The sequence below is a fragment of the Paenibacillus sp. CAU 1782 genome, assembly GCF_054551715.1.
Genome location: NZ_JBTOLL010000010.1, coordinates 111,791 through 125,841, shown reverse-complemented (window position 1 = coordinate 125,841; position 14,051 = coordinate 111,791). Strand labels below are relative to the sequence as shown.

Here is a 14,051-nt window from a genome sequence, read left to right as displayed (position 1 = left end):
GGAACGTTCAAAACGATTCACCACATCAACCTCTCTGGTCCTGAACTGCAGGATTAGGGAGGTTTTTTTCTGCATGGCGACATGTTTTGGCTACTGTAACATCCTCGTCGATTATTTTTCACCTAAAAATCCCCAAAAAAGCTTGCCCATGACGTAGCGTCAACTGATAAGCTTAAGGGGAGGAGAGATTTCTGGTGAAATTTGGGTCTCTCGTATTCCAATATAAGAGGTGAGCGAAAAAATGGCGAAAAGATGGTACAAAAGCTCCGTAGCAGCCGTTCTGGCTGTCGCATTGCTGATTCCCGCCGCTGCGGTGTCTGCCGCGACGGAAACGGAAGCCGGATTATCCTATGCAGCGACCAAAAAAGCTGCTGAGGAAAAAGCGGCGGTGCTGACGGGCGGCTACGGAGTGTACAGCGTGCAATATGCATTGTTTGATCAAGGCCGGATTGTTGTTTCGGGACAAGCCGGCATCAATGACGAGCAAGGCCAAATCCCATTGACGAACGAGACGGTTTATGGCATCGGTTCGGTAAGCAAGGTGTACACCGCCGCCGCCGTTATGAAGCTTGTGGACGAAGGCAAGCTGGAGCTGGATAAACCGTTGATCAACTATCTGCCACGCTTTACGATGAAGGATAGCCGCTACAAACAAATCACGCCGCGGATGCTGCTGAACCACTCCTCCGGTCTGAACGGCTCGACATTGAGCAATTCTTTTCTATTTGGAGACAATGACTCCTATGCGTATGACCGTTTTCTGGAGTCTTTGGCGCAACAGGAGCTAAAGGCTGCTCCAGGAGCATATTCCGTATACAGCAATGACAGCTTTACGCTGGCGGAATTGCTGGTTGAAGAAGTAAGCGGCATGAGTTTTACGGACTTCATTCATCATTATTTTACGGAACCAATGGGTCTTTCCCGGACTCAAACATCTGGCGACGGACTTGAAGAAGGAAAAATGGCAGCGCTCTACACGCCGATGAGACAAAGCCAAATGCCGCTGGAGATCGTTAATGTCATCGGAACCGGGGGCATATATTCCACGGCTGAGGAGCTTGCCTTGTTTGGTGGATTGTTTGCCGGTTATGAAGGGGATATTTTGTCGGAGAAATCCGTTTCCTTGATGGGAGAAGAGGAATATAAACGAGGTCTTTGGCCGGAGGACGGAGCTGATATGATCTCTTATGGCCTTGGCTGGGATGCTGTTCAGCTGTTCCCGTTTGATGATTATGAAATCAAGGCACTTTCCAAAGGCGGGGACACCTTGTTCTATCATGCGCAGCTGATCGTGCTGCCGGAGCAAGGGATGGCGGCTGCCGTGCTTTCGTCGGGCGGAGCCAGTACGTATAACGGTGTGTTTGCCGCGGATCTTCTGCTGCAGGCGCTTAAGGAGCGCGGCGATATCAAAGAACTGCCGTCGCCTAAATCCCATGGCGAGCCGGAAGCGGCGAAGCTGCCGCAGGAGCAGCTTGAATTTAGCGGCTTTTACGGTGCGACGTCGCAGGTGTACAAAGTCGAGCTTACTCCCGAGGGCAAGCTGCTCTTGTCCAGCGCCAGCCTGCCGGCTGCAGGCACGGTCGAATACATCTATACCAAAAGCGGCGATTATATCAGCGCGGACGGCACAATGAAAGCGCGTTTTGTCGAGGAAGAAAACGGAGAGGTCTATCTGTGGACCAGCGATTATATGGAGCTCCCGGGCATTGGCCAAATCTCGCTGACCCATTATGCTTTGGAGAAGCTTGGTCCTAATGAGATATCCGAAGCGACGGCTGCGGCATGGGGAGAACGTGACGGCAAGTCTTACTATGTCGTCAATGAGAAGTATACATCCGCCCTCTACCTGCAAGGCCCCGGCATGGCCCTTCAGCTTTTGGATGAAATCCCTGGTTATATCATGGATCAAAAAATAACGGGTCCTAACAGCTCCAGAAGCGATATCGGCATTCCCGGCATGAACGGCCGCGACCACTCTCCGCTTCAATTCTATACGGAGAACGGTAACGAATACGTGACCGCACAAGGCGCTATTTATATGAATGAGGACGCAGTTTCCGATATCTATGCCGGCAAAAAATCCAAAGCGACAATATTGGAAAATGGTTTTGCCAGATGGTTTACGGTTCCGGAAGCCGCAGCGGGGAAATCATTAACCGTCAATCTACCGGCCCAAAGCTCCTTTGCGGTGTATGACGAAGCTGGCGTTTGCGTGTATTTCTCGCAGGTTGACGATGAACGCGCCGTAGAGCTTCCTGCTGGCGGATCGCTTGTTTTTGTTGGCGCCCCCGGTGCCCTCTTCCAGCTTTCGATTCGTTGATGGACTGATTCAAGAAGCCTTCCCCCTAGGTTTGGGGAGGGCTTTTTGTCCTTATTTGGGCAAAATAGGAACGTTGACTCTTGCCAGGGATAGCGAATTCGCTTTTGTGGAATCATTTCTGCTACAATGTAAGCAAGTTTATATTCTGAAAGGGGATTTAGCATGTTTTACACAACAGGCAAGCCGGTATGGCGCAGAAGCGTTATGCTTGTTATTGCGGCCGTGCTTGCAATGACTCTGCTTGCCGCATGCGGCGGCGGCAACGGAAAGAGCAACAGCGCCAATGGCGGGAAGCATTCTCTTGAGTTTAATGATGTGGCTGGAGGCGAGGTTGTCGCAACCTACAAGGATGGCCAGGTCACGCAGAAGGAACTGGACAAATACTTGGCGATCATCGGCATTACTCAGCCCGCTTACGAGCAAGTTCTGTCTATTCCACAGTTCCAGGAAATGATCGTGGAGCAATATGTTTCATATAAGGTGCTGGCTTCCCGCGCATCGGAGGATGCATTGGAGAACGCCCGCAAAGAAGTGGACGAGCAGTTGAAGGACTACAAGGAATACGTGAAGTCCGACGAAAGCATTGCGGCAAAGGTGAAGGAGAAAAATATCCGCGATGAGGATATGGCAACCTTCCTGCTGCTGCAATCCGCTGTCGTAGCCTATGTCAATTCCCTGGTAACGGACGATGATATCGCCGCGGCATTTAAGGATGCTGCAGCGAACTATGCCGTTGCTGATGTCCGCCATATTCTGGTGGCGACAACGGAAAAGGATCAAACAACAGGCGAATCCAAAGAAATCCGTACCGATGAAGAAGCATTGGCCCGCGCCAATGAAGTGAAGGACAAGCTGAAAGCCGGAGGCGACTGGACGGCGCTTGCCAAGGAATATTCCGATGATCCGGGTTCCAAGGATAACGGCGGTCTCTATAAGGACAAAGAGGGCAGCAACTGGGTTGAACCATTCAAAATCGCCGCATTTGAACAAGAGATTGGCGCAATCGGCGAGCCGGTGAAATCCGATTTTGGTTACCACGTCATTCAGGTCGACAAACGTGAAGAAAAAACGTACGACCAAATTACGGATGAGCAAAAGGAGCAAGTGAAAAACGCGGCGGCTTATAAATACCTGGAAGCCTTTATGAACGATGAAATGCCGAAGCAAGAGCTGAAGGTTACTCTGCCGGAACCATCTCCAAGTGCCGAACCTTCGGGCGAAGGCGAAGGAGAGGCAACCGGAGAAGCGGATGCAACTGCTTCACCAGAAAGCACAGAAGGCGCAACAACGGAATAAGACATACAAAACACCTTGCGAAAAGCAGCGAGTGAAGGCAGAAGCTTACTCTCGACTGATGGCGCAGGGTGTTTTTTCATGGAGAAGCTTGTTCCGGTTGTCACGGTTATTGCTTTTGCATGTATTTGCGATAGATCGCAGGCGTAATATCCTCGTATTTTTTGAACGTTTTGATAAAGTAGCCGGATTCATTAAAGCCAAGCTCGTCGCTGATTTGCGAAATCGGCATGTCGGTTGCCTCCAGGAGCTTTTTGGCCCATTTGATTTTCAGACGCGCCAGGTAAACTGTGAAGTTTTCGCCGGTTTCCTTGGCAAACAATCTGCTGAAATAGCTGGGGCTAAGGTGACATAACTCCGCAGCTTGCTTAAGCGTCACTTGTTCTCCCTTGTGGCTGTGAATGTAATCAAGAGCGGGCTGAAGCACCGGATTGGCGATTTCTCTCTCTTCCGGACTGCTGTTCAGATAGGCGTCGGCGATGGCGTTGGTCATTTCTTTTTTGATGGATTCAATATTGCGAATGGAATAACCGGGAAGAATGGCAGAAAGATTGAGTTTGCCTTGCTGATCGGAACCTGATGTTTTGCCGAACATCTCCACCAGCAAATTTTTGTCCAGCGCTTCTTCTACGATATAGTTGCACAGCAGCGACAGCATATTGGAGATGGTAACGATCTCCTCGTAAGTCATGACGGGCAGCTGGTCATACGGCTCCTGCAGCTCCGCCAGCTTGGTTTCGTGCAGCTCCGCATTTTGGGAAACGACGATTTGCTCCAGGCCGCCGGCTTTATCGGGATCAGACAGCTTGACCTGGCCGGCCATGACAGCTCCGATGTATTTGCCGTCAATCGTAATGGGGATCGCAATATCGATAATATTGAAATGACATAAATAAATATAAGGCTCATTAAGGCGAACCGCTTCCAGACCGCCCCGCGAATCGCATTTTTGACAATAGGGGAGAAGCTCGGGGTCCTTGCGCACGCTATTGCAGAATGCTTGGCAGCTGCTGTGGCTGGTTACGGGATTGCCTTTGTAGTCGACGGTGAGAATAGCCAGCTTGGTGACGCTGGCGAGCGAATCCTGCAGTTGTTTCCACTTTTGCAGATCCAGTATTTTATTTAGCTGCAAATATTCCCTGAACATGCCGGTTGCCTCCTAAGCTTCAAACATAAGTTTTGTCCCATTTCTTGATTGGGGCGCCGATTATTAAATGAGTGCATGACTGGGTAATCACTGGGTAATCTATAAGGGAGTGCATAATAAGGGGACCATATGACAATAAGATACCATGTTTCAGTCAAAAAGCAAAAAATTACGATTGCAAATTATAATAATTTGTTATCATAGTCCACTGCTTGCCCCAGAGACCTGTTATATAGTGATAATAAATGCCCCATTAAAATTAGGAGGTTTTACAAATGAGAAAAGCCTTTATCAGCCCAACGAAATACGTGCAAGGCGAGGATGAATTGCTGAATCTGGGTTACTTTGTCCGTTCCTTTGGCGAATCCGCTCTCCTCATTGCCCATCCTGACGACGTTCAACGCGTAAAAGCAAAGCTCGATGCGACAGCAGAGACGTTCAATATTACATTTGTTGAAAGCGGTTTTAAAGGGGAGTGTTCCCGTGAAGAGGTTGCCCGTTTGCAGGAAATCGCCCGCGATAAAAAATGCACCTGTACGATTGGCCTTGGCGGCGGCAAAGCTATCGACGCGGCCAAATGCGTAGCGGAAGGCGAAGCGCTTATCATCTGTCCTACCATTGCGGCAACAGATGCGCCGACCAGCCATTCTGCCGTATTGTATACGCCGGACGGCGCATTCGACGACTATGCCTATTTCAAGCAAAGCCCTAGCGTGGTGCTGATCGACACAACCGTCATTGCCAACGCGCCGACACGTTTCCTCGTATCCGGCATGGGCGATGCGTTATCTACTTATTTTGAAGCAAGAGCGACATCCCAGTCCTATTCCCGCGTCAATGCAAGCTTGCCGATGGGGGCCCGTGAAGGACTTACGCCTCCGGCGTTTGGCACAAACGCGGCATTTGCGCTCGCCAAGCTGTGTTACGAGATGCTGCTGCGCGACGGCGTAAAAGCAAAAGCCGCAAGCGACAGCAATATGGTCACGCAGGCGCTGGAAAACATCGTCGAGACGAACATTTTGTTGTCCGGCCTTGGCTTTGAGAGCGGCGGTCTGGCGGCGGCTCACGCTATTCACGACGGCTTGACGATCCTGGAAGGCACGCATCATTATTTCCACGGCGAAAAGGTAGCTTTCGGCACAATCGCTCAGCTTGTGCTCGAAAATGCGCCAACCGAAGAATTGAATGAAGTGCTCGACTTCTGCCTTGACGTTGGATTGCCGGTTAGCCTTGCTGACATTGGCGTTGAAACGATTACGCAAGAGGAGCTATTGGAAGTGGCGGAAAAGGCGTGTATTCCGGAAGAGTCCATCCATGCGATGCCATTCCCGTTTACAGTAGCCGAGGTTGCGGGTGCAATCGCTACGGCTGATCGGATCGGCCGTGCTTACAAAGCCCGCCGGGGTACAAACTGATGAAAAAAATCATCAATCAAGCCCAAAATGTCGTCATGGAGATGTGCAACGGGATTACGCTTGCGCACCCGGAGCTGGAGTTTCTGAAAAAATATAAAGTGATCAAGCGCAGAGAGATACGTTCCGATAAGGTTAGCCTGATCAGCGGCGGCGGAAGCGGGCATGAACCCGCCCATGCGGGCTATGTCGGCAAAGGCATGCTGGATGCGGCCGTATGCGGCGATGTTTTTGCATCCCCTTCGCAAATTCAGGTGTACCAGGCGATCAAAGCGACGGCTAGCAGCAAAGGCACGCTTCTTATTATCAAAAACTATAGCGGCGACATGATGAATTTTAAAAATGCGGCGCATCTTGCGGAAGAAGACGGTATCGAGGTTCAGTATGTGAAGGTCGAGGACGACATTGCCGTTCAGGACAGCCTGTACACGGTTGGCCGCCGCGGCGTGGCAGGTACGGTGCTGGTTCACAAGATCGCCGGAGCTGCCGCCGAAGAGGGCCGCAGCTTGGCCGATGTCAAAGCGGCGGCGGAAAAGGCGGCGCAGAATGTGCGCAGCATCGGGTTTGCGTTTACCTCCTGCACCGTGCCGGCAAAAGGAACGCCAACCTTCGTCATTGCCGAGGATGAGATGGAATACGGCGTGGGCATACATGGCGAGCCGGGCATTCGCCGCGAAAAAATCGCGACTGCGGATGCGCTCGCGGCGCGTATGACGGAATCGTTGCTGGCCGATCTGAAGCTGGCAAGCGGGGATGCTGCGGAAATTGCCGTTCTCGTAAACGGCTTTGGCGCAACGCCTTTGCAGGAGCTGTATTTGCTGAACAACTCGGTTCAGCGCGAATTGGCGAAACGTTCGGGTTTGTCCGTAGTGGTTACATTTGTCGGCAACTATATGACCAGCATCGATATGGCGGGAGCATCCTTGACCATTCTGAAGCTGGATAACGAGCTGAAGGAGCTGCTGTTCCGGGAAAGCGACACGCCGGCGTTCAAAATATCAGGCCCGCCAGCCGCAGCGGTTGGCTATTCGGAAGCAATAGAGGCGCCAGCCCAAGAGGATGCGGCGGCTGTCACCTATGACGTACAGACTTCACCGGAAGCTGCGGTAATTGAGGGCAATACCGTGACCCTCGATAATATGGTCTACCTGGTAGACAAAATGAGCGAGATCATTATCCGCAACGAAGTGCCGTTTTGCGAGCTGGATTCCCATGCGGGCGACGGCGACTTCGGCATGAGCGTGGCCAAAGGCTTCCGGCAGCTCAAGCGGGAATGGAATCACATCGTAACCGAAGAGAACGGGACGATCGCTTCTTTTCTGGATGCATGTTCTCTTGTCATTATGGAGCATTGCGGCGGGGCATCCGGTCCTATCTGGGGTTCGGCGTTCCGTGCGGCGGGCAAGTCCGCTGGCGATAAGACGGAGCTGAATGTGTCTCAATTTGCCGAAATGATCCAAGCTGCGGTCAAAGGCATTCAATCCACGGGCGAACGCTCCTTCGGGCGCGGCGCGGTCGTAGGAGACAAGACGTTGATTGACGCGCTTGTGCCTTGCGCCGACGCTTGGACGGAGAGCGCAAGCTTGGGACAGGATATGAAAACCGCGTTTGCCAAAGGCGCGGCGGCAGCCGTAGAAGGCGCCAAAAAAACAGAAGAAATAGTGGCGCGCATGGGCCGCGCGGGAACGGTTGGCGAACGCAGCCTTGGCCATCCCGATGCGGGCGCTTATGCGCTGGGGGTTATTTTCACCGAGCTGTCGGAGTCGCTGAAGTAAATTCATACGGTCACCGCAGTATCAAAAAAGTCTATTCTCCTTAACTTTTGGAGGATAGGCTTTTTTTATTTACTCCATTGCTTATATTTGTAAAAAGTGATATCATAAAAATATCATAAAGATATAGGAGTTGATCCATCATGAATGAAAAAAGAGCTTTTCATATGAATGGTTATTTGGCCCTGTTGGTAGGGTTTGCCGCAATTATCGGCGGTGTGGCTTTAATTGGTACGGAAGTGAAAGTATCGGATAACCCTTCGATTCCCATGATTGTGATTGGCGCCGTGCTGGTAGGACTGGCGGCGGTTATTGCTTCATCGTTGACGATTGTTCAGCCGAACGAAGCCAAAGTTATTACGTTTTTTGGCACTTATGTTGGTACGGTTTCTCAAAGCGGGTTGTGGATGGTATTGCCGCTTACCGTAAAAACGACCGTTTCGCTGAAGGTGCGGAACTTCAATAGCCAGAAGCTGAAGGTAAACGATGCGGGAGGCAATCCGGTTGAGATTGGCGCCGTTATCGTATTTAAAGTGGTAGATACAGCAAAATCAACGTTTGATGTGGATCAATATGAGCGTTTTGTAGAAATTCAAAGTGAAACAGCTATCCGTCATATCGCAGCGAAATATCCCTATGACACCTTTGAAGACGAAACCACAGCATCGCTTCGCGGCAATGCGGATGAAGTGGCTGCAGAATTGCTGCAAGAATTGCAAGATCGTCTGGATGTAGCGGGCGTGGAGCTGCGTGAAACCCGAATTACTCATTTAGCGTATGCGCCGGAAATTGCTAGCGCAATGCTGCAACGGCAGCAGGCCATTGCCATCGTATCGGCCCGCCAGAAAATTGTAGAAGGCGCTGTAGGCATGGTAGATGCCGCTTTGAAGCAGCTGGAGGGCGTTGGAATTGAGCTTGATGCGGAGCGGAAGGCGGCCATGATCAATAACCTGATGGTTTCTATTGTGTCTGATCGGGCGGCCCAGCCGGTAATCAATACAGGATCGCTGTATAGCTGAGGATGAGCCGATATGGCCAAAGAAAAAAAAGCATTTCCATTGCGTCTTGACCCGGAGATTCACAAGGCGCTGGAACAATGGGCAGGTGACGAATTCCGCAGCGTCAACAGCCATATTGAATATTTGCTCAGAGAAGCGCTTGGCAAGGCAGGCAGATTAAAGAGGCCGGGCCCGCCCCCTACTGATAATAAGTAACATGGGATCTACCGTGACGGGAGAGATGAACCGTGAAAAATCAGAACAAGCAGTGGTATCTAGCCGGCGGCATTTACTTTGACAAAAGTGATCCTAGAGTAGTTGTCCCCAAAAAATATGGTATAGGCAATACACTGAATTTTGGTCAAGTGGCAACCAAACGAGGGATATTGTTTGTGGCCCTGGTTGCAGCAGGGGTTGCTTTGTATTTTGCTTCCCGATATTAAACAGCAAGAGGGGGGCTGTCCAAAAAGTCAAACGCTCTAACGGACACGGAAGTCCGTTAGACGCGTAAAACGCAGATTTTGAAATGCTAACGGACATCCTTGTCCGTTAGAACCCCAAAATGGGTAATTATTGGATAATTTTCGCTGTAACGGACATCAATGTCCGTTACAAACGCAAAAAGCTAAAAAATAAGCGCTAACGGACACGGATGTCCATTAGCGTTTTTAATTGAATCAGATACGCGGATCGGCTTTTCGGACAGCCCCTTTTTTAAAGCGAAGAGGGCGCTATGTGAAAAATTTTTCCAATGGCAGTTGTTCCCGGCCATTCATGACTTTTGAATTTATTTCCTCGTCATGGACTGCTGCCGTTTTTATTTGTTACGTCAAGAAATAGCGTTGAGCCAGCGGCAAAAAATCTACCGGTGCCGATGTCAGGCGTTCGCCGTTGACCGTAACGGCATAGGTTTTGGGATCAACCATAATGTCGGGCATTTCACCATTCAACACCATCTGCGATTTGGTCAAATTGCGGCAGTTGAATGCGGGCAACAGCTGTTTGCGCAAGCCAAGCGGCTCCAGCGTGCCGCTCTCCAGCGATGCTTTGGATACAAAAGTGATGCTGAGCTCCGCTTGTGCACCTCCCAGACTGCCGAACATAGGCCGATACATGTAAGGCTGAGGCGTTGAAATAGAGGCGTTGGGATCTCCCATGCCCGCATGGACAATAAAGCCGCTTTTCAGCACCATTTCCGGCTTGGCCCCAAAAAAGGCTGGTTTCCATAACGCCAAATCGGCGATTTTGCCAACCTCGATCGAACCGACATAGCTCGATATGCCATGGGTGATGGCAGGGTTGATGGTATATTTGGCGATATACCGTTTGACGCGGAAGTTGTCGGAGCGTGTATCCGGACCAAGCGGGCCGCGCTGCTGCTTCATTTTGTCGGCCGTTTGCCAGGTGCGGATTGCCACTTCCCCAACCCGTCCCATCGCCTGCGAATCGGAGCTGGTCATGCTGATTGCGCCAATATCATGCAGAATATCCTCCGCCCCGATCGTTTCCGCACGGATGCGGGAAGCGGCAAATGCCACATCTTCGGGAATGCGTGGGTCGAGATGATGGCAGATCATCAGCATATCCAGATGCTCATCGATGGTGTTGACGGTGTAAGGCATCGTCGGGCTGGTGGAGGAAGGCAGCACGTTTGGCATGGAGGCTACGCGCAGCAGATCGGGCGCATGTCCGCCGCCTGCCCCTTCCGTATGGTAGGTATGAATCGTGCGGTTTTTGAAGGAGCGGAGGCTGTCCTCTACAAATCCCGCCTCATTAAGCGTATCCGTATGAATATTGACTTGAACATCCAACCCTTCGGCCACATCCATACATTTGTCGATGACGTAAGGCGTGCTGCCCCAGTCTTCATGTATTTTGAGACCGGCGGCCCCTGCCTCCACCTGCTCGATCAAGGCTTCCGGCCGGGAGCTGTTGCCTCGACCCAGGAACACCATGTTGATCGGCAACGCATCGGTCGCCTTCAGCATCCTTTGCAAATTCCAGACGCCCGAGGTGCAGTTGGTCGCAAGTGTGCCGGTAGCGGGACCGGTGCCGCCTCCAACAAACGTAGTAACGCCGCTCTGCAGGGCGATTTCGACCTGCTGCGGACTGATATAGTGCACATGGGAGTCGACTCCCCCGGCAGTAATAATCATGTTTTCGGCAGAAATAACCTCGGTTCCAACCCCGATGATCATCCCTGGCGTAACCCCGTCCATGACCATGGGATTACCCGCCTTGCCGATGCCGGCAATTTTGCCGTCCTTGACGCCAATATCCGCTTTTACAATGCCCCAGGTATCGATGATGATGGCATTCGTAATAACCAAGTCCAATACGCCTTCGTCCCGTGTGGCCAGTGGATGCTGCCCCATGCCGTCCCGGACGACTTTGCCCCCTCCAAAGACGCATTCATCACCGTAAACGGTGTAGTCCTTTTCGATTTCAATCCAGAGAGAGGTATCTCCGAGACGAACGCGATCGCCCGTCGTTGGACCGTACATGCTGGCATAGGTTGCGCGATCAATACTTCTCATGGTTTGACCTCCCCGTTTGTTAAGCCTGCAAAGCCATAAATCTCCTTGCTTCCGCCAATTTGAACCAGATCGATGGTTTTTGTTTCGCCGGGCTCAAACCGGATGGACAATCCCGAGGGGATGTCAAGCCGGTAACCGGGAGTGCCTTCGCGGTTGAATGAAAGCGCGGGGTTGCTCTCGTAAAAGTGAAAATGGGAACCGACCTGAATCGGCCTGTCTCCGGTATTGGTAACCTCCCGATTAATGCGGGGGCGATCCGGCACCAGCTGAATCGGCTCCTCCAGCAAATCATATTCGCCCGCGACCAGCCCGCCGTTGTCTCCGATTGGATCATGCACTGATACCAGCTTGGTGCCGTCGGGAAACGTAGCTTCTACCTGCACCTCGGATAGCAGAGAAGAGATGCCTTCCATCACCTGATCGGGTGTTAGAATATGACGCGCTTCTTCCATTAGAGCAGCAACGGACTTGCCATCCCTCGCTCCCTCCATCACATAACCGGAAATGAGGGCAACCGCCTCCGGATAATTAAGCTTTACGCCCCTCGCCAGCCTCTTCTGGGCAAGGTCTGCAGCTACATAGAGCAGCAGCTTGTCGCGTTCCTGATACGTAAGATGCATGATGCAATCTCTCCTCTCGGGACCCTGATGGGAAAAATGAAATTTGAATACAATATACAAAAATCAACATCATTCGACAGGAAACCCCTTGGCTCAACAATGAATCATCCAAAAACAGGATATTCCTGTAAATCTCATGTCACAACTGTAGCACCAGCTTTATTTATATGTCAATAATGAGTTAAAAAAAGTGACGCAAGAATCATGGAATGGTTCGAAATCTTCATTTTATGTAATATATATTGACATGTAAAAAGATGTGCGAATATACTGTAACCACGAACGATGGAAACTAAATCCATGGAAATGTTCGGTAAAAATAGAGACGGGGAGTGGTTGGATGAAAAGGAAGGGCTTATTGAACGTGTGGGGTCTAGTGATGATTGCAATATGTCTTGCGCTTGCGGGCTGCGGCGGGAAAGGAGCTGAGCCAGCTTCCGGCGGAACGGCGACGCCCGATGCCTCATCCGAGACCGGCGGAGCGGGCAATACGGACGGTGAAATCAAGGTGGGCATCCTTCATTCACAGAGCGGCACGATGGCGATCAGTGAAATGTCGGTCATTGATTCCGAGCTGATGGCGATTGAAGAAATCAATGCGGCCGGCGGCGTATTGGGCAAAAAAATCGTGCCGGTGCTGGAGGACGGCGCTTCCGATTGGCCTACTTTTGCAGAGAAGGCGCGCAAGCTCATATCGGAGGACAAAGTCGCGACGGTATTCGGAGGATGGACGTCTGCCAGCCGTAAAGCGATGCTTCCCGTATTCGAAGAGCTGAACGGACTTCTGTGGTACCCGGTTCAATATGAAGGACTGGAGTCATCTCCCAACATTTTTTATACGGGCGCAACAACCAACCAGCAAATCGTGCCTTCCGTCACATGGCTGCTTCAAAACCGGGGCAAAACGTTTTACCTCTTAGGCTCCGATTACGTTTTTCCTCGTACAGCCAATCTGATTATTAAGGAGCAGCTGAAAGCCGAGGGTGGCGAGCTGGTCGGCGAGGAATATACCCCGCTTGGACATACCGATTACAGTACGATTATTAGCAAAATCAAAGCTGCCGACCCCGATATCGTGTTCAACACGCTTAATGGGGACAGCAATGTGGCCTTCTTCAAGCAGCTGAAGGACGCCGGCATTTCTGCCCAGGACATTACGACGCTCTCGGTGTCGGTTGCGGAAGAAGAGATTCGCGGCATCGGCGTGTCGGTGCTGGAGGGGCATCTGGCCTCCTGGAATTATTACCAGACGACGGAAACGCCGACCAATCCGGCTTTCGTCGAAAGCTACAAGGCTAAATACGGTGCCGACCGCGTCACGGCCGACCCTATTGAAGCCGGATATACCGCCGTTTATTTGTGGGCGGCGGCTGTCGAGAAAGCAGGCTCCACCGACGTGGATAAAGTGAAAGAAGCTGCCAAGGAATTGGAATGGGATGCGCCAAGCGGCAAGGTCAAGATTGATGGCGAGACGCAGCATATTTACAAAACGGTCCGGATCGGCGAGGTGCAAAGCGACGGCCAGTTCAAGGAGCTGTGGAATTCCGGAGAAGCCGTTAAGCCGGATCCGTTTCTTACAAACTACGACTGGGCAACCAACATCCAACCCTAGAGAGGTTGTTCAAAAAGTCCGCTTCCCATTGCAGAACATGCCTGGCGGCATGGCCGGCGTCGAATATGGAATTCAGCCGAAACTTCCGTTGCTCACTTAGCTTCCACTAAGCTCCGCTACTCAGTTTCTAGCTTCATTCCATCTTCTTGGCACTGAAAACCGGACCTTTTGAACTTTCATCTGAAGAGGTTGTTCAAAAAGTCCGCCTTCCATTACGGAACATGCCTGGCGGCATGGCCGGCGTCGAATATGGAATTCAGCCGAAACTTCCGTTGCTCACTTAGCTTCCACTAAGCTCCGCTACTCAGTTTCTAGCTTCATTCCATCTTCTTGGCACTGA

At 51.4% G+C, this 14,051-nt stretch carries 11 protein-coding genes; 8 read left to right on the top strand and 3 right to left on the bottom strand.

The genetic code is table 11. From position 1 onward, the window contains the following. Positions 1 to 241: 241 nt before the first annotated feature. Positions 242 to 2,320: a serine hydrolase domain-containing protein gene (locus ACX93W_RS18975; RefSeq protein WP_459393952.1), complete on the top strand. Its 2,079-nt coding sequence runs from the start codon at positions 242 to 244 to the stop codon at positions 2,318 to 2,320. Positions 2,321 to 2,482: 162 nt separating this feature from the next. Beyond that, positions 2,483 to 3,616 (top strand): peptidylprolyl isomerase, encoded by a 1,134-nt coding sequence (locus ACX93W_RS18970; RefSeq protein ID WP_459393951.1) that lies wholly within the window; start codon positions 2,483 to 2,485, stop codon positions 3,614 to 3,616. 106 nt (positions 3,617 to 3,722) lie between these two features. Here ACX93W_RS18970 and ACX93W_RS18965 read toward each other — a convergent pair whose 3' ends face one another. Continuing rightward, positions 3,723 to 4,760: a PocR ligand-binding domain-containing protein gene (locus tag ACX93W_RS18965; protein ID WP_459393950.1), complete on the bottom strand. Its 1,038-nt coding sequence runs from the start codon at positions 4,758 to 4,760 to the stop codon at positions 3,723 to 3,725. A 275-nt stretch (positions 4,761 to 5,035) separates the two neighbouring features. On the opposite strand from ACX93W_RS18965, the gene ACX93W_RS18960 reads away from it, so the two are divergent. The 5 genes from ACX93W_RS18960 (at position 5,036) to ACX93W_RS18940 (ending at position 9,385) form a co-directional block, all read left to right on the top strand. Next, a complete protein-coding gene (locus ACX93W_RS18960; RefSeq protein ID WP_459393949.1) occupies positions 5,036 to 6,175 on the top strand; it encodes a glycerol dehydrogenase in 1,140 nt (379 codons plus the stop codon). Further along, positions 6,175 to 7,947, top strand: coding sequence for a dihydroxyacetone kinase subunit DhaK (dhaK, locus tag ACX93W_RS18955; RefSeq protein WP_459393948.1), 1,773 nt, complete (start codon positions 6,175 to 6,177; stop codon positions 7,945 to 7,947). The genes ACX93W_RS18960 and dhaK overlap by 1 nt, the downstream gene beginning before the upstream one ends. A gap of 140 nt (positions 7,948 to 8,087) precedes the next feature. Beyond that, positions 8,088 to 8,963 (top strand): SPFH domain-containing protein, encoded by an 876-nt coding sequence (locus ACX93W_RS18950; RefSeq protein ID WP_459393947.1) that lies wholly within the window; start codon positions 8,088 to 8,090, stop codon positions 8,961 to 8,963. Between the two features lie 12 nt (positions 8,964 to 8,975). Then, positions 8,976 to 9,158, top strand: a complete 183-nt coding sequence (locus ACX93W_RS18945; protein ID WP_459393946.1) for a type II toxin-antitoxin system antitoxin — start codon at positions 8,976 to 8,978, stop codon at positions 9,156 to 9,158. 32 nt (positions 9,159 to 9,190) lie between these two features. Then, on the top strand, positions 9,191 to 9,385 hold the full coding sequence (locus tag ACX93W_RS18940; RefSeq protein ID WP_459393945.1) for a DUF5808 domain-containing protein: 195 nt from the start codon (positions 9,191 to 9,193) through the stop codon (positions 9,383 to 9,385). 381 nt (positions 9,386 to 9,766) lie between these two features. Here ACX93W_RS18940 and ureC read toward each other — a convergent pair whose 3' ends face one another. Both ureC and ureA read right to left on the bottom strand, forming a co-directional pair. Next, positions 9,767 to 11,479, bottom strand: coding sequence for an urease subunit alpha (gene ureC / locus ACX93W_RS18935; RefSeq protein ID WP_459393944.1), 1,713 nt, complete (start codon positions 11,477 to 11,479; stop codon positions 9,767 to 9,769). Then, positions 11,476 to 12,099 (bottom strand): urease subunit gamma, encoded by a 624-nt coding sequence (gene ureA / locus ACX93W_RS18930; protein WP_459393943.1) that lies wholly within the window; start codon positions 12,097 to 12,099, stop codon positions 11,476 to 11,478. Before ureA ends, ureC begins: the two co-directional genes overlap by 4 nt. Positions 12,100 to 12,439: 340 nt before the next feature. Between ureA and urtA the strand changes: the two genes are divergently transcribed. Beyond that, a complete protein-coding gene (urtA, locus tag ACX93W_RS18925) occupies positions 12,440 to 13,711 on the top strand; it encodes an urea ABC transporter substrate-binding protein (protein WP_459393942.1) in 1,272 nt (423 codons plus the stop codon). The last annotated feature ends 340 nt before the right edge of the window (positions 13,712 to 14,051 follow it).